The sequence below is a fragment of the Kumtagia ephedrae genome, assembly GCF_003012745.1.
Classification (GTDB): domain Bacteria; phylum Pseudomonadota; class Alphaproteobacteria; order Rhizobiales; family Rhizobiaceae; genus Kumtagia; species Kumtagia ephedrae.
This window is the reverse complement of the sequence record NZ_PXYK01000048.1, coordinates 1-25,923: the sequence shown is the minus strand read 5'-3', so window position 1 is coordinate 25,923 and position 25,923 is coordinate 1. Positions and strand designations below refer to the sequence as shown.

Below are 25,923 nucleotides of genomic sequence, written 5' to 3'. Positions count from 1 at the left end.
GTTCGAGCGCCGCCACATCGCCGCCATCGAACGCCCGCCGCCCGTCAATCCGAGCCATAGAAGACCCCGATGCTCGCCAAACCAGATGGCTTTCCACTATGCATGACTTTCCCCGGACAGCCCTGCCTCAAGGGGGAGGGGGATCTTGCCGCCGTTGTGCCAGACTTGAATCGGTGACGATTTCGCTCGGCATGGCGGCCTCAAAGTCCCCCTCCCCCTTGAGGGAGGGGTTAGGGGTGGGGGTAACCCGCCCGCCGACGCTTCCAGAACTTCCATATGCGATCGCCCTGCATACGGATGGCTTGCGGCTTGACCGGAGCGGCCGTCTGGCTGATGGTCGACGCCATGGCCGACAAGGACACCCATATTGTTTCCCGGTTCGCCGGCATCCCCAAAGGCGGGATGCCGGGATGTCGACCACGCTGACTGATCAGCTGTAATCGCCAACCCTGGCCTCGCCCCCGCGGACGAGGTTTTTTCGGTCTTGAAGGTGCCTCGTCCCGTCCGACACGATGGAGAAATCCGATGGCACAGAACATCTACGACAACCCCGACTTCTTCGCCGGTTACAGCCGGATCCCGAGACAGGTGCGTGGCCTCGACGGTGCCCCCGAATGGCCCGCCATCCGGGCGATGCTGCCGGCGCTCTCCGGCAAGCGCGTCGTCGATCTGGGATGCGGCTTCGGCTGGGCGTCGCGCTGGATGCGCGAGCAGGGCGCGGCCTCCGTGCTCGGCCTCGACCTGTCGGAGAACATGATCGGCCGGGCAAGGGCGGATACGCGCGATCCCGCAGTAGAATACCGCATCGCCGATCTCGAGGTCCTGGACCTGCCGAAGGCGGCCTTCGACCTCGCCTACAGCGCGCTGACTTTCCACTACATCGGCGATTTCGACCGCCTCGTCCGCGTGCTCCATCAGGCGCTGGTTCCCGGCGGGCATCTCGTGTTCACCATCGAGCACCCGATCTTCATGGCAGCGATCCACCCGCACTGGTTCGCCGACGAGGACGGGCGCAAGACCTGGCCGGTCAATCGCTACTCCGTCGAAGGCGAGCGCCGGACCGACTGGTTCGCCAAGGGCGTGATCAAGCATCACCGGACCATCGGCACGACGCTCAACACGCTGATCCGCGCGGGCTTCGAGATACTTGGCGTCGAGGAGTTCGCCCCGTCGCGCCAGCAGATCGCCCAGACGCCCGAACTGGCGGAGGAGCTGGAGCGGCCGATGATGCTTCTCGTCTCCGCGCGGCGATAGACCTCCGCCGCTGCGGACGATAAATGTCCGCCGCGGCGCGGGAACGGAAATTCCACCCGCCGCCTGCGCGGGGGAACACAAATCCTGAAATCGTCATTCGAGCAGTTGTCGATCCGCACTTCATCGTCTATCGTCGATAGACGATGAAGATGCTGTCGCCCGCCACGTCCGCCGAATGCCTGCCCGCCGAACGGCTGGCCGAGCGCCTCGGTGCGCTGTCGCATCGCAAGCGGATGGAGATTCTCCGGTATCTCGCCGCCAGCGACCGCTGCTGCTGCAAGGACGTGGTCGGACGGCTCGATCTCGCCCAGTCGACGGTGTCGCAGCACCTGAAGGTGCTGGTCGAAGCGGGCCTGGTCCGCGTCAAGCCAGACCGGCAGCGCTCCATCTACGAGATCGACCGGGAGGCGCTCGCGGCCACCGCGCAAGGGGTAACGGCGCTGGTCGAGGCCTGCTGCGACGAGCCGCAGCCGGTCGGCTGCACGGAACCGCGCATCCGCGAGCTTTGAAAGAACCAAAATCCGACCGCGCGGTTTGGCCGTCGACGGGGCGGAAGACAGGGAAGAAAAAATTGGCCGAAAAGACTGTCTCGGCGGACTCAGGTTCGACCCTGAAGACGCTCGTTCATCTCTGGCCCTATATGTGGCCGGACGAGCGCGCCGACCTGCGCGCCCGCGTGGTCTGGGCGACCTTCTACCTCATCGTCTCCAAGCTGGTGCTGGTCGCCGTGCCCTATTTCTTCAAATGGGCGACAGACGCGCTGGCCGGCGACGCGCACACGCCGCCGCCGCTGCCGGCCTTCCTGCTGGTGCCGGCGGCGCTGGTCATCGCCTACAACGTCGTGCGGCTGATCCAGGTGGGCTTGAACCAGTTGCGCGACGCGCTGTTCGCCAGCGTGGGCCAGTATGCTGTGAGAAAGCTCGCCTACAAGACCTTCGTGCACATGCACGACCTGTCGCTGCGCTTCCACCTGGAGCGCCGCACCGGCGGCCTGTCGCGCATCATCGAGCGCGGCGTGAAGGGCATCGAGACGATCGTGCGCTTCACCATCCTGAACACGCTGCCGACCGTCCTCGAATTCGCCCTGACCGCCGTCATCTTCGCCGTCGCCTATGGCTGGCTCTATGTCGTGGTCGTCGCCGTCACGGTGCTGCTCTACACCTGGTTCACCGTATGGGCGAGCGACTGGCGCATCGCCATCCGCCGCGAGATGAACGACAGCGACACCGACGCCAACACCAAGGCGATCGATTCGCTGCTCAACTATGAGACGGTCAAATATTTCAACAACGAGCGCATGGAGGCACAGCGTTTCGACCGTTCCATGGCCCGCTACGAGGTCGCGGCGACAAAGACCTGGACGTCGCTCGGATGGCTGAATTTCGGCCAGGGCGCCATCTTCGGCGCCGGCATGCTGGTGATCATGCTGATGTCGGCGCGCGAGGTGGCGGCGGGCACGCAGACCATCGGCGACTTCGTCTTCGTCAACGCCATGCTGATGCAGCTTTCGGTGCCGCTCAACTTCATCGGCTTCATCTACCGCGAGATCCGCCAGGGCCTGACCGACATCGAGCAGATGTTCGACCTGCTCGACGTGCCGGCCGAGATCGAGGACAGGCCGGACGCCAGGCCGCTCGCCGTGGCCGAGGGCCGCGTCGAGTTTCGCGACGTGCACTTTTCCTACGATCCCAACCGCGAGATTTTGAAGGGCATCAGCTTCGAGGTGCCGGCCGGCAAGACCGTGGCGATCGTCGGTCCGTCGGGCGCCGGCAAGTCGACGATCTCGCGGCTGCTGTTCCGCTTCTACGACGTGCAGTCGGGAAAAATCCTGATCGACGGCCAGGACATCGGCGGCGTCACCCAGGAGAGCCTGCGCTCCGTCATCGGCATGGTGCCGCAGGACACGGTGCTGTTCAACGACACCATCGCCTACAACATCCGCTACGGCCGCTTCGACGCTTCGGCGGAGGACATCCGCCAGGCCGCCGACCTTGCGCAGATCGGCCCGTTCATCGAGCACCTGCCGGACGGCTACGAGACCATGGTGGGCGAGCGCGGCCTGAAACTGTCGGGCGGCGAGAAGCAGCGCGTGGCGATCGCCCGCACCATCCTCAAGGCGCCGCCGATCCTGATGCTGGACGAAGCGACCTCGGCGCTCGATTCGCATACCGAGCAGGAGATCCAGGCGGCGCTCGACATGGTGAGCCGCGGCCGCACCACCATCGTCATCGCCCACCGCCTGTCGACGGTGATCTCGGCCGACGAGATCATCGTCCTGAAGGACGGCCGCATCGCCGAGCGTGGCCGCCACGCCGAACTGCTGGCGAAGGACGGGCTCTACGCTTCCATGTGGGCACGCCAGCGCGAGGCGACGGAAGCCGAAGAGCGGCTGCGCATCGCCCGCGAGGGCGACGAATACGGCGTCGTCACGCGCCGCCGCACGCCCGAGGTGGGGTGATTCCGTTTCCCCGCCTCGTCGAGGCCAGGACAACTGCATAGGAAGTTACCCCCACCCCTAGCCCCTCCCCACAAGGGGGAGGGGGATCGGCTGGCCTCTGCGCCAGGCGCCAATCGTAGACGATTTCGCTCGGCATGGCTGCCGCAAAGTCCCCCTCCCCCTTGAGGGGAGGGTTAGGGGCGGGGGTACGACGCGGCGAATTCATCGCCGTTTATGACGGAAGCCGAGGAGCGGCTGCGCATCGCCCGCGAGGGCGACGAATACGGCGTCATCACGCGCCGCCGCACGCCCGAGGTGGGGTGATTTCCGTTTCATCGCCTCATCGAGGCCAGGACAACTGCATAGGAAGTTACCCCCACCCCTAGCCCCTCCCCACAAGGGGGAGGGGGATCGGCTCGCCTCTGCGCCAGGCGCCAATCGCAGCCGATTTCGCTCGGCCGGCTGCCGCAAAGTCCCCCTCCCCCTTGAGGGGAGGGGTTAGGGGTGGGGGTAGGACGTGGCGAATTCATCGCCGTTTATTATGCAGATTGCCCTGCCACGACCTGGAGAAGATGCGCCGACCCCGAGGGGGAGGCGGAGAAGGCAGATTCTTCTCCGCCCGCCATTCCACTCAAGGCAGCCGGCTGCGCTCCGCCTGCCGATGCGCTTCCTGCGCCGCCTTGAGCTGCGCCTTGGTGTAGAGCAGCGCATGCGAGGCAAGATCGTGGCCGTCCTCCCAAAGATTGCGCCAGATGCCCAGAATGCCCTCCAGCGGCTGGCCGACGACGCGCGACGAAAAGCTCTCGAAGGCGATCGGCCCCTGATAGCCGGTCCGCACCAGCGCGCGGAACACGCCGGCGAGGTCGATCGAGCCGGAACCGAGATAGCCGCGGTGCGAATCGCCGGTGTGGAAATAGCCGATGTAATCGCCGGTCTCGGCGATGGCCGCGCCGATGTCGGATTCCTCGATGTTCATGTGATAGACGTCGAGATGCACCTTGACGTTTGGCGCGCCGATCCGCTTGCACAGCTCCACGCCCTGCGAGGCGGTGTTCAGCACGTTGGATTCGTAGCGGTTGACCACTTCGAGCCCGATCGTGATGTCGCTGCGCGCCGCGATCTCCGCGACCTCGCCAAGCACGTCGACGGCCATCGCCAGGCCCGCCGCGGTGGTCGGCACGCTGTATTTCTGGAAGGCCGAATAGAGGATGCCGCAGACATGCGTCGCGCCGGTGTCGCGGGCGAGCGTCAGCGCGTCCTCCAGGCGCCTCCTGCCGCGTGCCGCCTTCTCCTTGTCGCCGCTGGAGATGTCGGTGTCGGCGTCCAGTCCCAGGGAAAAATTTATGCCGATGCCGTTCTTTTCGAGCTGGCGGCGGGTGAAGTCGACGTCGAAGGAGCGCGGATCGAGCGCGGACGCCTCGATGAAGTCGTAGCCGACCTCGGCGGTCTTGGCGATCGCCCGCGCGCATTCGTCATTGCTCCATCCGGCCTCCCAGACGAGAGCGTGGACGCCCAGCTTGTTGCTCATGTCTTTTCTCCTCCTGCGTGCAATGTCCTAGCTGTGCCCCGGCGAGGAGTCACGAAGCCTGCTTCATTTTTCCGATGATCTCGGCCATCAGCGCAAGATCGCGACGCGAATCCGCCAGGTCGGTCGCCGGCCTGGTGCCGTCGTGGATATGCCGGTGGAAGACTTCCAACTCGTTGGAGAAGGCGTCGCCGTAGAGCGGGCCGAACGTCCTCGTAACCGGCCCGGCGGCCCCGCTCTCGGTCACTTCCAGGCGCGTCGGCAGGCTGCGGATATAGGGTGTGTCGTAGATGATGCGCACCCGCCTGGTGTTCGACCGCACCTCGATCATCGCGTCGAACAGCCCGAGATCGTCGACCACCGCGTCGTAATAGGCGGCGAAATGCCCATAGTCGAAGGTGACGCCGGTGTTGGCGCCGCCATTGGTGCGGTGCGCCGACACCACGCGCACCGGCTCGCCCAGCAGCCCGCGCATCGCCGAGATGTGGTGCGAGCTCAGCGCGGTGAGGCCTCGATAGGCGCGCACCAGGTCGGCCGGCGCATCGGCGCCCACCACCTCGCGGATCAGCGCCTCGCGCTCGCGGGCGCCGCGCGCCAGCAGGTCCGGATCGATGTCGGTGGGATAGAGGATGTCCTGGCTCTTCTTGAGGAAATGCCGTCCCTCGGAAATCAGGTCGAAGATGCGCACATGGGTGATGTCGGCGAAGGCCGGCAGTTCCTCCCTGGCCGCCAGATAGGCCGGCGCATAGCGCCGCATGTAACCGACGAAGATGGTCTTGTCATAGGTCGACGAGAGCTCCAGCAGTTCGTCGATCTCCCGCACCGTCAGGCAGGCGGGCTTTTCCAGAAGGACATGCTTGTCGGCCCGGATGGCGGCGCGCACGAAACGGCTGTGCGTCTCGTCGGAGGACAGCACGAAGACCGCGTCGATGTCCGGCGAGCCGATCAGCGCCTCGGCGGACTCGAAAGCTTTTGCCGTCGGATATTCGGCGCTGCATCGCGCAACCAGGCTCGGCGAGACGTCATAGACGCCGGCGATCTGCCAGCGGTCGCGCTGGTCGGCGAGCACCGGCAGGTGGATCGACTGGGCGACTTCGCCGAGGCCCACAAGGCCGACACGGATCACGGACATTCTTTTTTGCTCCCAGGCATTTTCTGGTCGGGCATTGAACGAACCGGCGGCGTGTCCCGCCGCCGGCAGGGGGAAGAGGTTTGTCAGGCGGCGCCGGTGACCAGCGCGACGAGTTCGTTGCCGGTCGTCTCGGCGGACTGGACCGTGGCGACCACGCGGCCGGCGCGCATCACCCAGATCCGGTCGGACAGGCGCCGCACCTGGTCGAAATTGTGGCTCACCAGGACGACGCTGACGGCCTGCTCGCGCAGCCGCCGGATCAGCGCCTCGACATTGGCGGTCTCCTGCACCCCGAGTGCCGCGGTCGGCTCGTCCATCACCACCACCTTGGCGCCGGAGCCGACGGCGCGGCAGATCGAGATCGCCTGCCGCTGCCCGCCCGACAGGCGGCGCACGCGCGCCGAGACCGACGGCACGTTGATCGAAAGGCGCGACAGCATGGCCCGCGCCTCGCGCTTCATGGCGGGCCGGTCGAGCAAAGCGAGCGGCCCGACCCGGCGGACGATCTCGCGGTTCAGGAACAGGTTCTGGACGACGGTCAGCTCGTCGATCAGCGACAGGTTCTGGTGGACCGTCTCGATGCCGGCCTTGCGCGCCTCGTCGGGATTGGCGAACGGGTGCCGCCTGCCGTCGAAGAAGATCTCCCCATCGTCCGGCACGTTGACGCCGACCAGGCAGCGGATCAGCGTCGACTTACCGGCGCCGTTGTCGCCGATGACCGCGGTGACCTCGCCGCGGCGGGCCTCGAAGCTGACGTCGGAGAGCGCCCGCACGCCGCCGAAATGTTTGCTCAGGCCCTTGCAGGCGAGGATCGCCTCGGAAGACGGTTCGCCGCTCATCGCTGATACCGCATGATCAGGGCCGCCAGCACCACGATGGCGCCGACCGCCAGGGGTTGGTAGAAGGCCGAGACGCTGAGCAGGGTCAGGCCGTTGACCAGCGCGGTCAGCATCAGCGCGCCGATCGCCGGGCCGAGTATGCTGGCGCGGCCGCCGAAAAGGCTGACGCCGCCCAGCACCACCGCGGCCACCGAATTTAGGAGCAGGCTGGTGTTGATGAGGGGTTCGGCCGAGCCGATGCGCGCCACCAGCAGCAGCGAGGCGATGCCGGCGCAGAAGCCGGAAATCGTATAGGCGGCGATCTTGATGCGGTTGGTGCGGATGCCCAGCGAATGGGCGCTTTCGGCCTGGCCGCCGGTCGCCAGCAGATGCACGCCGAAGCGGGTGTGGAAGAGCGCGACATGGGCGGCCAGCACAACGCCCGCCGCCACCCAGACCGGATAGCCGAACGGCCCGAACGAGCCCGACGTCAGTTTCAGCAGGAACGGGCTGCCGACCATGGTCGGCTCGCCGCCTGAAAGGATCAGGCCGAGCCCGGTGATGGCGGAAAGCGTGCCGAGCGTCACCACGAAATCGGGAATCTTGCCGACGGTGATCAGCACTCCGTTGAGGAGGCCGACCGCGCTGGTGGCGGCGACCGCGAGCACGCAGGCCAGGAAAATGCCCCAGCCGGCGGCGTGGACGAGGCCGAGCACGATGGCGCCCAGCATGACGGCGGCCGCCAGCGACAGGTCGATGCCCGACGTCGCCACCACGAATGTCTGGCCCGTCGCCAGCACCACCAGGATCGCCGCCGCCAGCAGCAATGCCTGCAGATTGGCGACGCTGAGAAATATCGGCTGGGCGATGCCGAACACGATGACCAGCCCGACCAGGCCGACGACCGAGGCCCAGTCGGCCCAGAAGGACAGATCGGTGAGGAGAGCCGTCAGGGAGGTACGGCTCTCCTCGGTCGCGCCCGCCTTTTGAACGGGCGCGTTGTCGGCGGGATTGTTCACTTCAGCATCTCGCCGAAGGGATCGGGATAGTCGCCGCCCGGACGCGGGAAGTTCTTCAGCGAGGCTTCGGCATTGTCCTTGTTGATCAAAAGCACTGGCGCGTCGACCTTGGCGGGCAGGGTGTTGCCCTTGGCCGCCGCGACGCAGGCCTCCACGCCCATGGCGCCGACCACGAATGGATATTGCGCGACGGTTGCCGAGAGCTCGCCGGCGGCGACGGACTTCAGCGCGTCGACGATGCCGTCGAGCCCGATCACCTTGACGTCCTTGCCCGACGTCTGCACCGCCCGCTGGATGCCGAGCGCCATGATGTCGTTGGCGGCGAAGAAGCCGGCGAGGTCGGGATGCGCGGCGAGGATGTCGGTGGCCGCGGTCAGCGCCTTCTCGCGGTCCCAGTCGGCGCTGACCTCCACGGCCACCTCGAGCTTGCCTTCGACGGCCTGCTTGAAACCCTTGATGCGGGCGTTGCTGCCGACGTCGCCGACGATGCCTGCGACCAGCGCGACCTTGGAGCCGGCGGGCACGAGCTTCAGCATTTCCTCGCCGGCCAGCACGCCGGCCGCGACATTGTCGGTGCCGATATAGGTGGTGACGGCGAAGCCGGCCGCCTTCGCCTGCTCGGGGTCGATGCTGCTGTCGATGTTGACGATCGGCGCCTTCTTCTGCGCGACGGGCACCAGCGCCTGCACGAGGTTGGAGACGCTGATCGGGTTGACCAGGTAGCAGCCGAAATCCTGCAGCGCCATGGCGGTCAGCTTGTCGGCCTGGCCGGTCGCGTCGCCCATGTTCTGCGCCGCCTGCACGGTCACGGCGGCGCCGATGGCCTTCGCCTGCTCCTCGATGCCCTGGTGCATGTACTGGAAGAACGGATTGTCGAGCCCCTTGATGATGGCCGCGACCTTGGTCCCGTCCTGGGCGTAGGCGGGCAGGGCGGCCAGCAGGCTGGCTCCGACGATCAGGTGATTGAATAAGCGCATCGTTTCTCCTCCTGTTTTATCTGCTTGTCGGCCGGTCGGTTGCGAACCGCCTTGGGCGGCTGCGGGCTGAAGGTGCTTCAAGGTTGAATGGAAAAGCGCCGTGGTCCGAACGTCCGCCATCGCAGCGGGCGGTGAACGGAAATTCCGTCATGTGGCGGAAAACTCGGACCGGCGGGCGGTCCTTCACGGTCTGAAGCCACTGTCTCCTCCCAAAGAGCCGGCTCGAATATCGCTTTCGCGTTTCCGCATGTTTGAGAAAAATTTTACGTGCGTCAATATAAAAATCTCTGCATAGCGATTTTTGGATACGCATGCGGAACGGCAAGGCGCAACCGACGACGGAGTGACGATCGGGAATCGAATGGAGAAGGACGATGGTCTGCTGGGCTGGATCCGGACCGGTCCGGTCAGCTTGGCCGACGGACGAAGTGGGCCGATCCCGGCGCCGCTCGCCGCGGGCGCCGAACTCGGCGCCCGCGGCTTCGCTGCATCTATACGATGAAGAAGTCGTTGTTGGTGATGCCAAGGCCGGCCGTCAGCGTGGCAAACAGGACCGAGGCGCCGGCGGCGCTGCCGTTGGCGTCGTAGAACAGGTTGCCGGTATCGGTCTCGTAGATGATGCGCTGGGAGGCGGTCGTCGCCGTCCCGGCGGCGTTGGCGGTGAACTGCGCGGCACTCAGGACGCCCACGCCGACGATCGCGTTGAAGATCGCGTTCTCCAGCTGGATCGTATCGTTGACGAAGTTGAAGTCGGTGATGTCGTCGACATTGGTGACGGCATTCAACGCGGTGTTGAACAGGAAGTTGTCGTTGTTTGCCCCGCCGGTCAGGCTGTCGTTGCCCAGCCCGCCATTGACGGTGTCGTTGCCGTTGCCGCCGTTGATGGTGTCGTTGCCGCCCCCGCCGGTCAGCGTATCGTTGCCGTTGCCGCCGAGGATGACATTGGCGCCGTTGTTGCCGGTGAGATTGTCACCGAAGGCCGAGCCGGTCAGGTTCTCGATCGAGTTGTAGGTGTCGCCGGCTGCCTCGCCGGCGTTCAGCGCGGCATTTGCCAGGTTTGCGGTCACGCCCGCGGCCGCCGTCTGGTAGGAGGCGGTATCGGAACCGGTGCCGCCGGAGTGCGTATCGGCGCCGACACCACCGATGAGCACGTCGTTGCCATTGTTGCCGAACAGGCCGTCATTGCCGCCAAGGCCGACGAGAGTGTCGTTGCCGTCGCCGCCGAGAAGGCTGTTTGCGCCGTTGTTGCCGGTCAGCGTGTCGTTGAAGGCGGAGCCCGTAAGGCTCTCGATCGAGTTGTAGGTGTCGCCGGCGGCATCGCCGGTGTTGGCTGCGGGATTGGAGAGATTGGCGACGACGCCGGCCGCAGCGGTGGCATAGGAGGCGCGGTCGGAACCCAGGCCGCCGGAGAGGGTGTCCGCGCCGGCACCGCCGATCAGCACGTCATTGCCGTCCTGGCCGAACAGACCGTCGGCACCGTTGAGGCCGTCGACAATGTCGTTGCCCGCATCTGCGATGAGGCTATTGATGCCGTTGGTGCCGGTCAGCGTGTCGTCGAAGGCCGAGCCGGTCAAGCTTTCGATGGAGTTGTAGGTGTCTCCCGCGGCTTCGCCGGTGTTGGCGGCGGGGCTGGACAGGCTGGCAACCACCCCGGCCGCCGCATTGGCGTAGCTCGCCCGATCGGATCCGGTGCCGCCCGACAGGTGGTCGTTGCCGAGACCGCCGTCGAGCACGTCGTTGCCGCCGGTGGCGAAGATCTCGTCGCGGACATTGGTTCCCCGGATGGTCTCGTTGTCGTTGTCGCCGAGCACGATCAGCCGGTCGAGCTCGCCGACGCCTGCGTTGAAATCGAACACCTGCAACTGCGAAAGGTCGACGCTTGTGTCGGTCAGCATTTCGACGCGGAACTTGTCCGGCGTGCCGTTGGCGCTGAAGTCGACGACCAGGTTGGCGGCGAGACCGGCTCCGATCTGGTCGGCACGGACGGTCACCGAGGTCGCCGGGTTCGGGAACTGTATCTCGATCTCCTCGATCGAGTTCACCGCCGTGTCGACGAGGCTGATGTCGCCCGTCGCCAGGATCCGGTCGAAGTCGGCGCCGCCGTCGATCGAGTCGCTGGTGAACGCATCCAGCCCGCCGCCCTGGAACGTGTCGTCGCCGGCATTGCCCGACGCGACGTCGCGCAGGCTGTCGACGATGATCGTGTCGGCGGCGGCGTCGCTGGTCGAGAAGCGGGTGGCCTGGCGGATCGAGCCGACGACGTCGCCGGTGGTCGAATCGGTGTGGAACGCCCCGATCTTGCCGTTGTTCATGGCGGCGATCGTGATCTCCGATTCGTTGTTGAACGAGCCGCCGACCGTAGAGTTTCCAAGTGCCGCGCCAGTGTTCTGATCGACGAGCGTGACTCTCGTGTCGGTGTCGCTGAACAGGTCGTCGGTGTAGGCGACCGCGATCATGCCGTTCGAAAGCACCGTGGCTGACGGCGCGGTTTCGTTCTGGGTGCTCTGCGTGATGTCGTCCCAGTCGAGGAATGTGCCGGCGGCGTCGAAGCGCGCGAGCGTGATGTCGATGTCCGTGCCGGACCAGCCATTGTCCTCGTAGGCGATGGCGAAGCCGCCATTGTCGAGCGCGACCACGCTGGCATTGCGGTTCACGGTGCCGAATGGGTCGAGCTGCGTCGGCGCCAACCGCACGGAGCCGTCGGCATTGTAGACGGCATACCACATCTCGTTGCTGGAGCCGATGTTCCGGTGCCAGGCGACGGCGAAGCCGCCGTCGTTGAGGCCGGCGACGCTCGGGTTCTGGTCATTGGCGCCACTGGCATCGACCGCGAAGTTCAAGAGCAGGTTGCCGTCGTTGTCGTAGATACGGAGGTCCACGTCGTTGTCCGTGCCGCCGAAGAAATCCTGGATGGCGACGACGAAGCCGCCGCCGGCCAGGGCGGCCACTTCCGGATCGAGGACGTCGGGCCCGCCTTCGCCGATGCTGGTGTCGGCCCGCACGGTCGCGCCCGTGGTCGTGACGATGCGGAATGACATGTCGGTGCCGGTGTCCGAGAGCACGACGATGTTTCCGTTGCTGAGCTGGGTCACAGCCGCGTCGACGCCGGTGATGCTGAGCGCGTTTCCTGCAATGTCTCCGTCGGCCTCGAAGGTCGTGAGGTCGGCGTGCCCGGCATGATCGCCGACGACGGCGATGCCGCCGTCGGACAGGCTGGTGGCGTCGGCACGACTGGTAATGAAGGAAGGATCGATGTTCTCGACGAAACCGAATGAATAGCTTGTGGTGACGGCCATGGATCGAAACTCCTGTTCTGATCAAGGTTGATCCGGATTGCGCGGCGCGCCCGGTCCCCGGGCCGGAATTGGCCGGTTCTCGCGCGGCAAGGGCAGGGCAACAGGCGGCCGTCGGGCGCGGCAAGATCCGCGCTCCGTCTCACGACCGCATCCAGATGAGCCCAGCCGAAACGACCACGGCAACGCGTCAGGTCTCCCGCCCGCGACACGATGGCGTTGGCAGTCCCGCATTACCCAAGGAGCGGACAGCTCAGGCGGTTCGCACCGTGGGATGATTTTTGCAGATGTCTCCCATTCCAGATGCTTGATACTTCAAGCGCCTGGTCTGTTGTTTACCATCTTGCCCCAGCGTCCACGTCTCGGGACGGGCGAAGCTCCAGTAGCAAGGGAGGGAGCCTCAAGATATTGGTTAAACAACTTTTCTTTTTTATTACATTACGCAAGATATTATGTCCAGACAAGAGGAAATTGCGATTGGGTTACACAATCTATGATTGATTATACTTTAAGTATATCCGTGAAATCGCAAAATGTCGTTGCTTGCTAGGTGGTTGGCCGATCGTCGCCAGATCTGGAATGAACGCATCTTTGTTGAAACTGCAACACATGCGTGCTGCTCATCAACCTTGCGTCTCGGTATGATGCCGCCGGCGTTGTCGTCGCGCGGGTTTGCCGGTGCTCGATTGGCCCCACTTGGCGGTTACCGTTTGCTGCCGCTTCGCCTGTATAACGCGCAATTCCCGTAACCGTCCGAAAGGTCTCGCGCGCGTGGCACGCCAATTCATCTATAAATTGCACTATTCGAGTTTCGGCAATCCTGCCGTGCGGTTTGCCCGGTAATGGATTACGCCTCGCCTCGGGTTGGCTGGCATGAAGAACGGGAAGCGCCGCGTTGCGGCTTGTCGTGCTTTCCCCTACATAGGCGCCATGCTGATCAAGCCGGCCGGAGAGAGATGAGCCTCGTCGACACCGTCAAGAACGCCTTCGTGCCCGTGCACCGCGAGGGCTGGCCTTTCATCGCCGGCTTCGCGGTGGTCGCGCTGCTGCTCGGCCTGTTCTCCACCAGTCTCTTCTGGATCGGGCTGATCCTGACCGGCTGGTGCGCCTATTTCTTCCGCGATCCGCAGCGTGTGACACCCGCCGACGACCGGCTTGTGATCAGTCCGGCCGACGGCGTGGTCTCGGCGGTCGGGCCCGCCGTGCCGCCGCGCGAACTCGGGCTGGGCACTGGCGAGATGACCCGCATCTCGGTGTTCATGAACGTGTTTTCCTGCCATGTGAACCGCTCGCCCGTGCGCGGCCGCATCGTCAAGATCGAGCACCGGCCTGGAAAGTTCCTCAACGCCGAGCTCGACAAGGCGAGCAGCGAGAACGAGCGCAACGGCGTGGTCATCGACAGCCCGAACGGCACGGTCGCCGCCGTGCAGATCGCCGGCCTCGTCGCCCGGCGCATCGTCTGCTGGGCGGAGCAGGGCGGCAATATCGGCGTCGGCGAGCGCTTCGGACTGATCCGCTTCGGCTCGCGCGTCGACGTCTTCCTGCCGCAGGGCGCGACCCCGCGCGTCGCCGTCGGCCAGACGGCGGTGGCCGGCGAGACGGTGGTCGCCGAGTTCGGCGGCAGCGCCGCGACGCCGCTGGTCAGGGTTTCCTAGCGTGCCGCGGCCATTCCAGCGCTTCGAGCCGCACGGCCGCGGCGGCCCGCGCATCCGCGAGATCCCGCTGCGCCTGATGCTGCCCAACCTGATTACCGTGCTGGCGATCTGCGCCGGCCTGTCCGGCATAAGGCTCGCCTTCGAGAACCGCTTCGAGATTGCCGTGGTGATGGTGCTGATCGCGGCCTTTCTCGACGGCATCGACGGGCGCCTCGCCCGCATGCTGAAGGCGACGTCGAAATTCGGCGCGCAGATGGATTCGCTCGCCGACATCGTCAATTTCGGCGTGGCGCCGGCGCTGGTGCTTTATGCCTTCCTGCTCGACCAGGCCGGGTCGCCCGGCTGGATTGCCGCGCTGCTGTTCGCCATCGCCTGCGGGCTCAGGCTCGCGCGCTTCAACGTGCTCGACGAGGATTTGACCCGGCCGGCCTGGCAGGCCGAGTATTTCGTCGGCATTCCCGCGCCGGCCGGCGCCGTCATCGTGCTGCTGCCCATCTACCTGGTCTTCATCGGCGTGGTCGAGCCCAGCCGCACCGCTGCCTTCATCGCCTCCGGCTTTACCATCATGGTCGCCTTCCTGCTGGTCAGCCGGCTGCCGGTCTGGTCGGCCAAGCGCCTGCGCGTGCCCGGCGACACCGTCATGCCGATGATCCTCGGCGTGGTGTTCTTCGCGTTGCTGCTGTTCACCTATCCCTGGCAGACGCTGTCGGTCGGCGTGCTCGCTTATCTCATATTCCTGCCGCTCAGCGCCGCGGCCTACTCGCGCCGGGCAGCGCGCGAATCCGCCAAGGAACTTGCGCCGGAGCCGCCTCAGCCGTAGCGCTCACGCCGCATTGGCGAGCCCCAGCCGGTCCAGCGCCAGCCGCCGGGTGGCCGCGTAGTCGGTCTTGCCGGTGCCGTGGATGGGGATCTCGTCGACCTGCACGATGTCCTGCGGAAGGGCGAGCTCGGCGATGCCGGCCTGCTTGCCGTGGCGGCGCAGCTCCGCAGGCTCTGCGTTGTCGGCGGTGGTGACCAGCACGATGCGCTCGCCGCGCCGCTTGTCCGGCACGGCGACCACCGCGTGGCGGTCCTCCGGCCAGGCGGTGTGCGCCAGCATCTCGATCGCGCCGAGCGACACCATCTCGCCGGCGATCTTGGCAAAACGCTTCGCCCGGCCGCGGATGGCGAGGAACCCCTCGCGGTCGACCGAGACGATGTCGCCGGTGTCGTGCCATTCGTCCGGCAGGCCCTGAAGCTGGCCGGGCCGGTCGGCCGACATGTAGCCCATCATGACGTTGGGCCCGGCGATCCACAGGCGCCCGCCCTCGGCGACGCCCTCGACCGGCTCCAGCCTCATGCGCATGCCCGGAAGCAGCCGCCCGACCGAGCCCTCGCGGTTGTGCGTCGCCGTGTTGAGCGCCACCACCGGCGCCGCCTCGGTGAGCCCGAAGCCCTCGAGCAGCTGCGTGTCGAAGCGCTCGGCCCAGGTGCGGCGGGTCGAGGCTCGCAACGGCTCGGCGCCGGCCACCGCAAAGCGCAGGCTGGAGAAGTCGCCGTCGTCGGCGGCGTTGGCATAGGCGGCGAGAAAGGTGTCGGTCGCGAACAGGATCGTCGGCCGGCGTTTCGCCGCCGTCTGCGGGATCTGCTTGTAGTGCAGCGGCGAGGGATAGAGCAGCGTCCTGACGCCGGTGAGCAGCGGCAGGATCAGCCCGCCGAGCAGGCCGAAGGCGTGGAACACCGGCAGCACGTTCATGACGAAGTCGCGGGGGCCGATCGCTAGCCGCGATTCCACCTGCATGGCGTTGGCGATGAGGTTCCGGTGCGACAGCACGACCGCCTTCGGCGTCCCCTCGGAGCCGGAGGTGAACATGATCAGCGCCGGGGCTCCGGCGTGCTGCGCGCCTACGGAGTTGCGCCAGAACAGCGCCGCGACCAGCCGGTCGAAGCTGCTGATGCCGTCGCGCAGGTCCTCGATCCAGACGAACCGCCCCCCGCCGGCCTTGGCGGCCTCGACGATGTCGTCCAGCCCAGCCTTCTCGACGAAGGCGCGCGACGACACAATGGTGCGGATCGGAGCCGTGCGCACCGCCGAGGTCACGTTGGCCGGGCCGGCCGTATAATTCACCATCGCCGCGACGCGCCCGGCCGACATCAAGGCAAGCAGCGTCAGCGCAAACCCGTTGGAGTTGGGCAGGAGCACGCCCACCGGCTCGCCCGGCGCGGTGATGCGGGCGAAGCGCCCGGCGAAGATGCGGGCCGCCATCAGCAGCTGCCGGTAGCTCAGGGTTCCGCTGATCACGTCCTCGACGATCGGCCGGTCGGCGCCGAAGCGGCGGCTTGCCGCCTGCACTGCCTGGAACAGCGTCAGCCCGGCATAGGGCACGCGGCTGCGCACCTCGGCGACGCGGTCGAAGGCGGCGCCGGAAGCGGTGGGCGTCGCCGCCCCGGCCCGGCTCACCAGTTCCGCTACGGTCAGCGGCTCGGCCGCACCGATGCGCAGGCGCGGCAGCAGGCGGCGCGGCGCGTTGGCTTCGTCGATCAGCGAGAAGGGCAGGCGGCGGGCGCCGTCGATGAAGATCGGGACGACGCGCGCATCGCCCTGCAGGGCAATGCGCGCCACGGCGCGGTAGAGGCGGAAGGCGCGCACCTCCGGCTCGACGGTCTCGGGCATGTAGACGGCGATCCTGCCCTTGCGCTTCAGCACCCGCACCAGCCGGCGGCTGACGAAGACATGCTCGGCGTTGAAGGCGATGGTGCGCGCCAGCTCGCGCCACGGCTCGAGCCAGGCTGCCCGCGCCGCCCGCTCGTCGAGGATGTGCAGCGTGTCGCCCGGCAGCAGCGCCAGCATCAGCGCCGGATCGAGGCGCGACTGGTGCGTCACCACGTAGACGACCGGAGCGTCGGCGCGGCGCGCCAGGCGGATCTGCCCGTCGTCGATGCGATAGGCGAGCTTGAGCGGAACGTAGAGCAGCGCCTGGTGCAGCGACAGGCCGAGCCGGAACACCTGCAGCAGGGCGAATGCCAGATAGGCTGCGGCGAGCGTGCCGAGTACAATGCCAGTCAGGATCATGCCGCGCCTCCCAACCCGTGCTCGTCCGGCGAATCCTCGCCGGACGGCCGCCGGAAAGGTAGTCGATCGGCAACCCACGTCAATGCACATGCCCGGCATCGGCCGGGCCTTAAAAAAAAGCCAGCCCGAAAGCTGGCTCGAAGGGGGACGGGCTAGGGGGTGGGCTTGGGGGAAGGGGTGCCCGTCTCCGCCTCAAACGCCGTTGCCGTGCAATTGTTCCGCGCGGCGAACAACTTTTTATCCAGCCCGGACCTCCTTGCGGGCACGGCCCTCGAGCCAGTCTCGGCCTGTGTGCCAGAACACGGCGGCAAGCACGATCGCGCCGCCCATCACGCTCTCGCGCGGCGGGATCTCCGCCAGAAACAGCCAGGCGAAGAGGATGGCGCAGGGCAGTTCCGCGAGCCCCAGCAGGCGGACTCCGCTGCCGGCAGCAGCCGCGCCCCCTCGGTCCAGAGGATGACCGCGATCGCGAACGATGCGCCGAAGGCCACGAGAAGCAGGACGTCGCGGTCGCCGACGACGAGCGGATCGGCGACGATCCAGCCGAGCAGGAAGAGCAGGAAGGCCGAAACGGCGCCCGCCCATACGACGGGGACACCGCGGAACATCCGGATCATGACGATATAGAGGGCGCTCAGCACCGTCATGACCATGGCGAGCACGTCGCCGAGCGACGCCCCGCGGTGGATGCCGGAAAACACCATGACCGAGACGCCGGCCAGCGCCAGCGCGGCGGTCAGCAGCGTGCGCGAGCCCATGCGCTCCGCCAGGAGAAGCCAGCCGAGCAGGGCCGCGACGAACGGCACGGTCGCATAGATGATCGTCACATTGGCGACGTAGGAGAGCTTGAAGGCGGAGATGAAGGCGACGCTTGCCGCCGCGCCGACGATCGCCAGCGCCCAGCCGCGCCAGCCTAGCTTCAAGCTCCGGCGCAGCTTGCCGTGCCGGCTGCGCCACAGCACGTAGAGGCCGATGAGAAGCGACCCGACCAGGCCGCGCCAGCACGCGATCACCAGCGGGTCGGCCGTGATCGACTTCGTCAGCACGCCGGCCAGCCCGAACGTGACCGCGGATGCGGCGATCAGCACCACGCCGAGTCGCCGTTCGTGCCGTGACCTGGCGTCCATTCCCGCCTTCCGGATCGAGATCATCGGCCACGATAGAGCGCCGGCCCCGACAGCATAGTGTCAGGAGACGATCGGCTCCAGGCGTCCCCGCGCCGTCAGCCGCGCCGGCGGAACTGTTCCCCGCCGATGATCAGCAGGCCCGCGAGCATGATCAGGGCGGCACCGGCGAAGACCTCCTGGCGCGGCACGTCGTTCCAGATCAGGTAGCCGAAGGCGAAGGACCAGACCAGCGAGGTGTATTCGAACGGCGCGATCACCGAGGCGGCGGCACGCTTCATGCCTTCGAACAGCGCGAACTGCGCGGCGCCGCCGAAGAAGCCGACCAGCACCAGCAGGGCGATCTCGCCGGGGCCCGGCGTCTGCCACAGCATAACCAACGGCACGGTGGCCGCCACCAGCGAGAAGCCGTTGTTGAGGACGAGCTGCACCATGGTCCGCTCGTTCAGCGCGATCTTGCGCAAAAGCACGATCGACAGCGCCCACAGGAAGGCGGCGGCGAGCACCAGCAGCACCGGCAGGGTGATGCCGAGGCTCGCCGGGTCGCAGGCGATGAAGACCCCGACGAAGCCGATGACGACGGCCGCCCAGCGCAGCAGCGGCACCTCCTCACGAAGAATGAACACCGACAGCACCGTCACGATGACCGGCGCGGCGAAGTAGATGGTGGTCATCTCGGCGAGCTGCAGGTCCTTGGCCGCGGTGTAGTAGCAGAGCCAGGCGCCGAGGATGATCAGGCTGCGCAGGAACATGGCGCCGATGATCGGCGAGCGCGCCGTGTCGCGGAAGAGCTTGACGCCGCCAGCCGCGGCGCAGCCGGCCAGGATCACGGCGCTGCGGACGAACAGGATCTGCCACACCGACATGCCCGCCACCAGCAGCTTGATCGAGGCGTCCTGCGCCGAGAACAGGAAGTAGGCGATGCTGGTCAGCAGGATGCCGGCAAAGACGCGCTCGGCCGGTTGAGCGGACAGGATGTTCGACATGAGCGGTTGCCGTGGAAATGCCGCGCGGGCGCGCGGCCGAGTGGCGCTCACGCTATACGAGGCTGCGCCTGCCGCGCTGCACCACGGCTTGCCGAGAGTTGGGGCAGGGACGGCCGCCGCGCCGCTGTCGATCGACAGCAGCCGGACGCTGTCGATCGGCCTCTACGCCGGCTGCTGGTAGGCGACGAAACGGTCGTTCTGGGCCTGGTAGATCAGCCCGGTCTCGGTGAGCCCGGGGCTGGCGAGCGGCAGTATCTTCGCGGCGACCTCCGAGGGGTGCGGCAGCGTCATCGGATCCTCGCCCGGCACGGCCTGCGCCCGCATCGCCGTGCGCGTGCGGCCCGGATCGAAGGCGTTGACGCGCAGCGGCATGTTCTTCGTCTCGTCCGCCCAGGAGCGCGTCAGCGTCTCCACCGCCGCCTTGGAAGCCGCGTACGGTCCCCAGAAGGCGCGCGCCGTATGCGCCGCGTTGGACGACAGCACGATGGCGCGGCCGGCGTCGGACAATCTCAGCAGCGGATCGACCGAGCGGATCAGCCGCCACGTCGAGGTGACGTTGATGGTCATCACCTTGTCGAAGGTCTTCGCCTCGACATGGCCGATCGGCGAGATGGTGCCGAGCACCCCGGCATTGGCGACGAGAATGTCCAGCTTGCCCCAGCGCTCATGGATGGCGCCGCCGAGCCGGTCGATGCCGGGCATGTCGGCGAGGTCGAGCGGCACCAGCGTTGTCTGGCCGCCGGCGGCCTTGATCTCGTCGTCGAGCTCTTCCAGCCCGCCGACCGTGCGGGCGACGGCGATGACGTGCGCGCCCGCCGCGGCGAGATGCTTTGCGGTGAAATAGCCGATGCCGCGCGAGGCGCCGGTGACCAGCGCGATGCGGCCGGAGAGATCGGGGGCAGGGGACATGCGGGCATCCGGTTGGACAGTTTCTACAGCGGCACCAGATAGGACGAATCCGCCGACGGCGAAACCCCGGAAAGGCGGGCGCCTTGCCGCGCCCTTGCCCGGAGAATTTTCGCGCCCCATGTCGGAAGCCGGCCGCGTCCCGCGTCCTTGGGTGCAAACGGCAATCGGAGTTTTAAGCAATGGGCAGAACCGCCGCAATCCTCGTCGCCCGGCTGATCTTCGCCGGCGCCTTCGCCATGGCCGCGGCCTTCAAGTTCGCCGGCATGGCGGACACGGCCGGCTACATCGCCGCGGCCGGCTTTCCGTTCCCGCTGCTGCTGGCCTGGCTGGCCGCCATCTTCGAGGTCGCGCTGGTGCTGGCCTTCCTGACCGGCGCCTATTTCTCGGAGGCCGCGCTGCTCGCCGGCGCCTACGTGATCTTCCTCGCCTTCGCCTTCCATGGCCCGAACCGCTGGGAGGGCAATCAGGTCGAGTTCGGCTTCTTCGTCGACCATTTCACCTTCCTGGCCGGGCTGCTCTACGCCGCCGTGCACGGTCCGGGGGAGAAGCTGGCGACTGGGCGGGGAATGATCTGGCGGCGCGAGAGCTGAGCAGGTTTTGGCCGGCCTGGCCGGCGGATTGCGACGGGTGGCAGCACCGATCGGACCACGCCGAGGAAACCAGCGGGCCGTTCACTCCTGGCTTGCGTGATTGGTTAAATCAATTCGAGGCGCAGTGAATGGCCCAAAGCTTTTCGCCGCGCGCTGCAATGTATCGAGCGTCACATTGCCATCGTCGGGATTGAGTACACGGCTCAACTGCCGGCGTCTCGTCGACATGCGCGCCGCCATGTCGGTCTTGCTGATCTTTTGTTCGGCCATCGCTTCCTGCAACTGCCAGGCAATGACACGTTTGACCGCGATCGTGGCGGCTTCGTCGCCGAGGCCTTCGTCGCCGAGAAAAGCGTCAAGTGTCGAACCGCGATGAGGATTCTGTTTTTCAGTCATCGTGACCGTGCAGGACGTTCAATACCTCATGCACCTCATGCTCAGGCTTTCGTTCGCGGAAGTTGCAGAAGAGTTATCGAGTTTTCCGGTGTAAGAACGATTGCTCTATGAAATCGACCAACTCTCCGGCAGCCGACGCGTCTAGGGGCACGTATACATTGATGTCTCCGCCTCTCGACTTTAATAGCAAATATCTCTCGGCGGATTTGCTCGTTTCACGAACTTGAACTTCTAGAAAATCTGAACCCAACGGAGTTGTGATATTCTTTTTGACTATCACGTGATCGAACAGCGTCCCCTTGATAAAGGAGCGGTCGCTTTCAGTTGCTCCCACAAAGTCATCGTATCGGACATCGAGGCGGGCTGGTTTCCCTACTGCCCGCCCGTCGCCAGCAGCGACAGCGTCCGCACATTGTCGGCCCCGTCGAAATCGGCGAGGCGGGTCGGGTATTCGTTGGAGAAGCAGGCGTCGCAGAACTGCGGCTGCTCGGCGTTGCGGTTCGCCTCGCCGACGGCGCGGTAGAGCCCGTCGAGCGAAAGGAAGCCGAGCGAATCGACGCGGATGAAGTCGGCCATCTCCTCCACCGACATGCGCGACGCCAGCAGTTTTGCCTTCTCCGGCGTGTCGACGCCGTAGAAGCAGGAGGCGCGCGTCGGCGGCGAGGCGATGCGCATGTGCACCTCCTTCGCGCCGGCGTCGCGCACCATCTGCACGATCTTCTGGCTGGTGGTGCCGCGCACGATCGAATCGTCCACCAGCACCACGCGTTTGCCTTCGATTATTCGGCGGTTGGCGTTGTGCTTCAGCTTCACGCCCATGTGGCGGATCGAATCTCCCGGCGCGATGAAGGTGCGCCCGACATAGTGGTTGCGGATGATGCCGAGCTCGAACGGGATGCCGGCCGCCTGGGAAAAGCCGATCGCGGCGGGCGTGCCGGAATCGGGAACCGGCACGACGATGTCGGCCTCGACCGGGCTCTCGGCCGCCAGCTCGGCGCCGATGCGCTTGCGGACATCGTAGACGTTGCGGCCCTCGACCGACGAATCCGGGCGGGCGAAATAGACATATTCGAACACGCAGAAGCGGGATTTCTGCGGCTCGAAGGGAAAGTGGCTCTCGATGCCCTTGGAGGTGACGACCACCATCTCGCCGGGCTTGAGGTCGCGCACGAAGCGGGCGCCGATGATGTCGAGCGCGCAGGTCTCGGAGGCGAGAATCCAGGCGCCGTCGAGGTCGCCCAGCACGAGCGGGCGGATGCCGAGCGGATCGCGCACGCCGATCATCTTCTTGGACGTCAGCGCCACCAGCGAGAAGGCGCCCTCGAGCTGGCGGATCGCCTCGATGAAGCGCGAGTTGATGTCGCGCTCCTTGCTGGTGGCGACCAGGTGCAGGATCGTCTCGGTGTCGGAGGTCGAGGAGAAGATGGCGCCCTGCTTCTGCAAGGTGCGCTGCACGGTGAGCGCGTTGGTGATGTTGCCGTTGTGGGCGACGGCCAGGCCGCCGGTCGAAAGCTCGGCGAAGAAGGGCTGCACGTTGCGCAGGCCGGCGCCGCCGGTGGTGGCGTAGCGGGTGTGGCCAATGGCGCGGGTGCCGGGCAGGCGGTCGATCACCGACTGCTTGGTGAAGGTGTCACCGATCAGGCCGACATGCCGCTCGACATGGAACTGCGTGCCGTCGAAGGAGACGATGCCGGCCGCCTCCTGGCCGCGATGCTGCAGCGCATGCAGGCCGAGCGTGACGATCGCCGCGGCGTCCTGCCGGCCCAAAATGCCGAACACGCCGCATTCGTCATGAAAATGGTCGTCGGCCTCGGCGGCGAGGAGAGTTTCTGCGTCTGCCATCGGGGCACGCCCACCCAGTGTCGGAAAACCGTCATATAGGGCAAGCCGCCGCCCAATGCCAATGACAAATCCGCGCGGTCCTCGTTGACCTCCGGGCGCGCCGCCCCAGATGCGCGGACGACACAGCGGAGGCGATGATGCTTCGAATCGGTTCGATCGTCTGGGGCGTGCGCGATGTTCGCCGCGCCATCGAGTTCTGGACGCAGGCGCTGGCCTATCGCCCGCTTCGCGAGCCGTCCGAGGACTGGGCCATCCTCGTGCCGCGTGACGGACGGGGCGTGCAGTTGGCGATCAAGCTGGTGACCTCGGATGCCGAGACCCACCAGCGCCACCACCTCGATCTTTATGCGGACGATGCGGCAGCGGAAGTGGAGCGGCTGCTCGCGCTCGGTGCCAGCGGGGTGGACTGGCGCTATCCGCCGGGCGCCGACTACGTGGTTCTGGCCGACCCCGACGGCAACACCTTCTGCGTGGTGGAGAAGAAGGGACTGTCCTGACGGCTCCGCGTCCGCTGCCGGTCAGTTGTTCGCCGGCGGCGTTTCGGCCGGAGGCGTCTCGGCCGGCGGATTGTCGGCCGGGGCGGTGTCGGCGGGCGGCGCGTCGGCGTCGGGTGCCTCCGCATCCGGCTGCGGGGCCTCGGGGGCGGTTTCGCCGGGAACGATCCGCTTCAAAATGGAGTTCTCGGGGTCGGCCGGCAGGAAACCTTCCAGCCAGGTGCCGACGCTTTCCAGCATCGGCCGCGACTTGGCGTCGGCGATCCAGGCCGGGCGCTGCGTTCCGATCAGCCAGTCGAAGAACAACAGGGCGATCGCCACGACCAGCACGCCGCGCGCCGCGCCGTAGAGGAAGCCGAGCGTGCGGTCGAGCGCGCCGATGCGCGAATCGATGATCAGGTCGGCGATCTTCATGGTGATCAGCGACACGATGATCAGCGCCACCACGAACACGATGCCGGCCGCCGCCGCCATCGCCAGCTGGTCGTTGTCGATATAGGGCTGCACGTAGGGCAGGACCGGCCGGTAGAAGAAATAGGCCGCCGCCGCCGCGGCGATCCACGAGGCGATCGACAGGATCTCGCGCGAGAAGCCGCGAACCATGGCGAGCATCGCCGAGACGAGCGTGAAGCCGACCAGGACTCCGTCAAGCAGTGTTATCGGCATCCATTCCCCACTTCATCCCCTGCGGGACCGCCCAGCGCCTCGCAGGCATTTTTTTCGTCCCGTCAGTCGTCCGCGTCGCGACGCAGCGAGCCGGCGATCCGGACCACCAGGTCCGCCAGCGTGGCCGGCTGGAACAGGCGGTCGTTGCCGCCGGTATCCTCGCCGCCGCGCGGCAGGACAGCCTGCCCGAAGCCCAGCTTCTCCGCTTCCTTCAGACGCTGCTGCGCATGCGCGACAGGCCGGATCGCACTCGAAAGGCTGATTTCGCCGAAATAGACGCAATCGGCCGGCAGGGCAAGGCCGGTCAGGGACGACACCAGCGCCGCCGCGACCGCGAGATCGGCGGCCGGTTCGGTGATGCGGTAGCCGCCGGCGACGTTGAGATAGACGTCGTGCTGGCCGAAGCGCACGCCGCAATGCGCCTCCAGCACCGCCAGCACCATGGCGAGCCTGGCCGAATCCCAGCCGACCACGGCGCGGCGCGGCGTTCCGAGCGAGGTCGGCGCCACCAGCGCCTGGATTTCGACCAGCACCGGCCGGGTACCTTCGATACCGGCGAAAACGGCCGCTCCCGGCGCCGCCGCGTGGCGCTCGCCGAGGAACAGCTCCGAGGGGTTAGATACCTCGCGCAGGCCCTTGTCGCCCATCTCGAACACGCCGATCTCGTCGGTGGGGCCGAATCGGTTCTTGACGGTGCGCAGGATGCGGAAGTGGTGGCCGCCTTCGCCCTCGAAATAGAGCACGGCGTCGACCATGTGCTCGACCACGCGCGGCCCGGCGATCTGGCCCTCCTTGGTGACGTGGCCGACCAGCACGATCGCCGCGCCCGTCGACTTTGCGTAGCGGATCATGGTTTGCGCCGCCGCGCGCACCTGGGTGACCGTGCCCGGCGCCGAATCGGCGGCGTCGGTCCACAGCGTCTGGATCGAATCGAGGATGACAAGGTCCGGCCGGCGGCCGTCGGCGATGGTGGCCAGAATGTCCTCGACATTGGTCTCGGCCGCGAGCTCGACCGCCGAGGAGGCGACACCGAGGCGCTGCGCCCGCAATCTGATCTGCGCCACCGCCTCCTCGCCCGAGACGTAGACGATGCGGTGGCCTTTTCCGGCCAGAGCGGCGGCGGCCTGGGTCAGCAGCGTCGACTTGCCGATGCCGGGATCGCCGCCGACCAGCAGCGCCGAGCCGCGCACGAAGCCGCCGCCGGTGGCGCGGTCGAGTTCGCCGATGCCGCTGGCGATGCGCGGCGCGTCCTCGATCTCGCCGGAAAGCGAGGTGAGCGCCACGGCGCGGCCCTTGCGCGCCGAGCGCAGGGCGGAAGGGCCGCTGCCGATGCCGCCGGCCGTGCCTTCCTCGATGAGCGTGTTCCACTCGCCGCAGGCGTCGCACTTGCCCGCCCAGCGCGAGCTGACATTGCCGCAGGCCTGGCAGATGAACTGGACGCGGGGTTTAGCCACGTGACGTCACTCGTTCGGAAATGTCGGCGGGACAGCACCCCCCTCTGTCCTGCCGGACATCTCCCCCGCAAGGGGGGAGATTGGCAGCTTCGCGGCCCCCGCTCCTTCTCCAGCGTTGGCGATTGGCGAAAGCCGACGCGAAGGCTGATCTCCCCCCTTGCGGGGGAGATGTCCGGCAGGACAGAGGGGGGTGCTGTCCCGCCAGCCTAGCCATGCTGGACGCCACTCATTCGAACCGATCCGGCAAATGATGCTCCTCGGCAAGATCGGAGAAGCGGGTGAACTCGCCCTGGAAGGCCA

The 25,923-nt window shown here is 66.8% G+C and carries 21 protein-coding genes and 1 pseudogene; 8 read left to right on the top strand and 14 right to left on the bottom strand.

The window, feature by feature from the left end:
- Positions 1-525: 525 nt before the first annotated feature.
- The 3 genes from C7I84_RS28320 to C7I84_RS28310 all read left to right on the top strand — a co-directional run bounded on the left by C7I84_RS28320 (position 526) and on the right by C7I84_RS28310 (position 3,712).
- The gene (locus C7I84_RS28320) at positions 526-1,254 is read left to right on the top strand and encodes a class I SAM-dependent methyltransferase (protein ID WP_106775564.1); all 729 of its coding nucleotides are present in this window, start codon (positions 526-528) and stop codon (positions 1,252-1,254) included.
- Between the two features lie 143 nt (positions 1,255-1,397).
- Positions 1,398-1,763 (top strand): ArsR/SmtB family transcription factor, encoded by a 366-nt coding sequence (locus C7I84_RS28315; protein WP_106775563.1) that lies wholly within the window; start codon positions 1,398-1,400, stop codon positions 1,761-1,763.
- 62 nt (positions 1,764-1,825) lie between these two features.
- A complete protein-coding gene (locus tag C7I84_RS28310; RefSeq protein WP_106775562.1) occupies positions 1,826-3,712 on the top strand; it encodes an ABCB family ABC transporter ATP-binding protein/permease in 1,887 nt (628 codons plus the stop codon).
- Positions 3,713-4,322: 610 nt separating this feature from the next.
- Here the strand turns inward: C7I84_RS28310 and C7I84_RS28305 are convergent.
- From C7I84_RS28305 to C7I84_RS28280, 6 genes are all read right to left on the bottom strand, one after another.
- Entirely contained in the window at positions 4,323-5,219 is an 897-nt protein-coding gene (locus C7I84_RS28305; protein ID WP_106775561.1) for a sugar phosphate isomerase/epimerase family protein, read from the bottom strand.
- Positions 5,220-5,268: 49 nt separating this feature from the next.
- On the bottom strand, positions 5,269-6,348 hold the full coding sequence (locus C7I84_RS28300; RefSeq protein ID WP_106775560.1) for a Gfo/Idh/MocA family protein: 1,080 nt from the start codon (positions 6,346-6,348) through the stop codon (positions 5,269-5,271).
- A gap of 83 nt (positions 6,349-6,431) precedes the next feature.
- The gene (locus C7I84_RS28295) at positions 6,432-7,187 is read right to left on the bottom strand and encodes an ATP-binding cassette domain-containing protein (protein WP_106775559.1); all 756 of its coding nucleotides are present in this window, start codon (positions 7,185-7,187) and stop codon (positions 6,432-6,434) included.
- On the bottom strand, positions 7,184-8,185 hold the full coding sequence (locus C7I84_RS28290; RefSeq protein WP_106775558.1) for an ABC transporter permease: 1,002 nt from the start codon (positions 8,183-8,185) through the stop codon (positions 7,184-7,186). Before C7I84_RS28290 ends, C7I84_RS28295 begins: the two co-directional genes overlap by 4 nt.
- Positions 8,182-9,162, bottom strand: a complete 981-nt coding sequence (locus C7I84_RS28285) for a sugar ABC transporter substrate-binding protein (protein ID WP_106775557.1) — start codon at positions 9,160-9,162, stop codon at positions 8,182-8,184. The genes C7I84_RS28290 and C7I84_RS28285 overlap by 4 nt, the downstream gene beginning before the upstream one ends.
- A 491-nt stretch (positions 9,163-9,653) precedes the next feature.
- Entirely contained in the window at positions 9,654-12,458 is a 2,805-nt protein-coding gene (locus tag C7I84_RS28280; protein ID WP_106775556.1) for a beta strand repeat-containing protein, read from the bottom strand.
- 839 nt (positions 12,459-13,297) lie between these two features.
- On the opposite strand from C7I84_RS28280, the gene C7I84_RS28275 reads away from it, so the two are divergent.
- Positions 13,298-14,110 (top strand): phosphatidylserine decarboxylase, encoded by an 813-nt coding sequence (locus C7I84_RS28275; RefSeq protein ID WP_106775555.1) that lies wholly within the window; start codon positions 13,298-13,300, stop codon positions 14,108-14,110.
- 1 nt (position 14,111) lies between these two features.
- Entirely contained in the window at positions 14,112-14,930 is an 819-nt protein-coding gene (locus tag C7I84_RS28270) for a CDP-alcohol phosphatidyltransferase family protein (protein WP_106775554.1), read from the top strand.
- Between the two features lie 3 nt (positions 14,931-14,933).
- Here the strand turns inward: C7I84_RS28270 and C7I84_RS28265 are convergent, their stop codons facing one another.
- The 3 genes and pseudogenes from C7I84_RS28265 to C7I84_RS28255 form a co-directional block, all read right to left on the bottom strand.
- Positions 14,934-17,162 carry an AMP-binding protein gene (locus C7I84_RS28265; protein WP_106775553.1) on the bottom strand — a complete coding sequence of 743 codons (2,229 nt, stop codon included), beginning with the start codon at positions 17,160-17,162 and terminating at the stop codon, positions 14,934-14,936.
- A 237-nt stretch (positions 17,163-17,399) separates the two neighbouring features.
- Positions 17,400-18,289: pseudogene (locus C7I84_RS28260) on the bottom strand (DMT family transporter).
- A 95-nt stretch (positions 18,290-18,384) separates the two neighbouring features.
- Complete coding sequence (locus C7I84_RS28255; protein ID WP_106775552.1) at positions 18,385-19,272, bottom strand: DMT family transporter; 888 nt, start codon at positions 19,270-19,272, stop codon at positions 18,385-18,387.
- On the opposite strand from C7I84_RS28255, the gene C7I84_RS29855 reads away from it, so the two are divergent.
- Positions 19,271-19,453 carry a hypothetical protein gene (locus C7I84_RS29855; protein ID WP_133170182.1) on the top strand — a complete coding sequence of 61 codons (183 nt, stop codon included), beginning with the start codon at positions 19,271-19,273 and terminating at the stop codon, positions 19,451-19,453. The two genes, C7I84_RS28255 and C7I84_RS29855, sit on opposite strands and share 2 nt — an antisense overlap.
- On the opposite strand, the gene C7I84_RS28250 is transcribed toward C7I84_RS29855, so the two are convergent.
- Entirely contained in the window at positions 19,435-20,181 is a 747-nt protein-coding gene (locus C7I84_RS28250; protein ID WP_106775551.1) for an SDR family NAD(P)-dependent oxidoreductase, read from the bottom strand. The two genes, C7I84_RS29855 and C7I84_RS28250, sit on opposite strands and share 19 nt — an antisense overlap.
- A gap of 179 nt (positions 20,182-20,360) precedes the next feature.
- On the opposite strand from C7I84_RS28250, the gene C7I84_RS28245 reads away from it, so the two are divergent.
- A complete protein-coding gene (locus C7I84_RS28245) occupies positions 20,361-20,771 on the top strand; it encodes a DoxX family protein (protein ID WP_106775550.1) in 411 nt (136 codons plus the stop codon).
- Between the two features lie 81 nt (positions 20,772-20,852).
- On the opposite strand, the gene C7I84_RS28240 is transcribed toward C7I84_RS28245, so the two are convergent.
- Both C7I84_RS28240 and purF read right to left on the bottom strand, forming a co-directional pair.
- Positions 20,853-21,167, bottom strand: a complete 315-nt coding sequence (locus tag C7I84_RS28240; protein ID WP_106775549.1) for a helix-turn-helix domain-containing protein — start codon at positions 21,165-21,167, stop codon at positions 20,853-20,855.
- Between the two features lie 372 nt (positions 21,168-21,539).
- Positions 21,540-23,009 carry an amidophosphoribosyltransferase gene (gene purF, locus C7I84_RS28235; protein ID WP_106775548.1) on the bottom strand — a complete coding sequence of 490 codons (1,470 nt, stop codon included), beginning with the start codon at positions 23,007-23,009 and terminating at the stop codon, positions 21,540-21,542.
- A 137-nt stretch (positions 23,010-23,146) separates the two neighbouring features.
- Between purF and C7I84_RS28230 the strand changes: the two genes are divergently transcribed.
- Complete coding sequence (locus C7I84_RS28230; RefSeq protein ID WP_106775565.1) at positions 23,147-23,506, top strand: VOC family protein; 360 nt, start codon at positions 23,147-23,149, stop codon at positions 23,504-23,506.
- 21 nt (positions 23,507-23,527) lie between these two features.
- Here C7I84_RS28230 and C7I84_RS28225 read toward each other — a convergent pair whose 3' ends face one another.
- Together C7I84_RS28225 and radA are read right to left on the bottom strand one after the other, a co-directional pair.
- Positions 23,528-24,169: a CvpA family protein gene (locus C7I84_RS28225; protein WP_106775547.1), complete on the bottom strand. Its 642-nt coding sequence runs from the start codon at positions 24,167-24,169 to the stop codon at positions 23,528-23,530.
- Between the two features lie 62 nt (positions 24,170-24,231).
- Positions 24,232-25,623 carry a DNA repair protein RadA gene (gene radA / locus C7I84_RS28220; RefSeq protein ID WP_106775546.1) on the bottom strand — a complete coding sequence of 464 codons (1,392 nt, stop codon included), beginning with the start codon at positions 25,621-25,623 and terminating at the stop codon, positions 24,232-24,234.
- Positions 25,624-25,923 lie beyond the last annotated feature (300 nt).

What these genes read in the sequence shown, in the direction of transcription:
- C7I84_RS28245 (WP_106775550.1), top strand. Translation starts at nt 20,361, where the DNA reads ATGGGCAGAACCGCCGCAATCCTCGTCGCCCGGCTGATCTTCGCCGGC.
- C7I84_RS28265 (WP_106775553.1), bottom strand. Translation starts at nt 17,162, where the DNA reads ATGATCCTGACTGGCATTGTACTCGGCACGCTCGCCGCAGCCTATCTG.
- C7I84_RS28230 (WP_106775565.1), top strand. Translation starts at nt 23,147, where the DNA reads ATGCTTCGAATCGGTTCGATCGTCTGGGGCGTGCGCGATGTTCGCCGC.
- C7I84_RS28255 (WP_106775552.1), bottom strand. Translation starts at nt 19,272, where the DNA reads ATGTCGAACATCCTGTCCGCTCAACCGGCCGAGCGCGTCTTTGCCGGC.
- C7I84_RS28320 (WP_106775564.1), top strand. Translation starts at nt 526, where the DNA reads ATGGCACAGAACATCTACGACAACCCCGACTTCTTCGCCGGTTACAGC.
- C7I84_RS28305 (WP_106775561.1), bottom strand. Translation starts at nt 5,219, where the DNA reads ATGAGCAACAAGCTGGGCGTCCACGCTCTCGTCTGGGAGGCCGGATGG.
- C7I84_RS28315 (WP_106775563.1), top strand. Translation starts at nt 1,398, where the DNA reads ATGAAGATGCTGTCGCCCGCCACGTCCGCCGAATGCCTGCCCGCCGAA.
- C7I84_RS28280 (WP_106775556.1), bottom strand. Translation starts at nt 12,458, where the DNA reads ATGGCCGTCACCACAAGCTATTCATTCGGTTTCGTCGAGAACATCGAT.
- C7I84_RS29855 (WP_133170182.1), top strand. Translation starts at nt 19,271, where the DNA reads ATGAGCGGTTGCCGTGGAAATGCCGCGCGGGCGCGCGGCCGAGTGGCG.
- C7I84_RS28225 (WP_106775547.1), bottom strand. Translation starts at nt 24,169, where the DNA reads ATGCCGATAACACTGCTTGACGGAGTCCTGGTCGGCTTCACGCTCGTC.
- C7I84_RS28285 (WP_106775557.1), bottom strand. Translation starts at nt 9,162, where the DNA reads ATGCGCTTATTCAATCACCTGATCGTCGGAGCCAGCCTGCTGGCCGCC.
- C7I84_RS28250 (WP_106775551.1), bottom strand. Translation starts at nt 20,181, where the DNA reads ATGTCCCCTGCCCCCGATCTCTCCGGCCGCATCGCGCTGGTCACCGGC.
- C7I84_RS28300 (WP_106775560.1), bottom strand. Translation starts at nt 6,348, where the DNA reads ATGTCCGTGATCCGTGTCGGCCTTGTGGGCCTCGGCGAAGTCGCCCAG.
- C7I84_RS28275 (WP_106775555.1), top strand. Translation starts at nt 13,298, where the DNA reads ATGGATTACGCCTCGCCTCGGGTTGGCTGGCATGAAGAACGGGAAGCG.
- C7I84_RS28295 (WP_106775559.1), bottom strand. Translation starts at nt 7,187, where the DNA reads ATGAGCGGCGAACCGTCTTCCGAGGCGATCCTCGCCTGCAAGGGCCTG.
- purF (WP_106775548.1), bottom strand. Translation starts at nt 23,009, where the DNA reads ATGGCAGACGCAGAAACTCTCCTCGCCGCCGAGGCCGACGACCATTTT.
- C7I84_RS28240 (WP_106775549.1), bottom strand. Translation starts at nt 21,167, where the DNA reads ATGACTGAAAAACAGAATCCTCATCGCGGTTCGACACTTGACGCTTTT.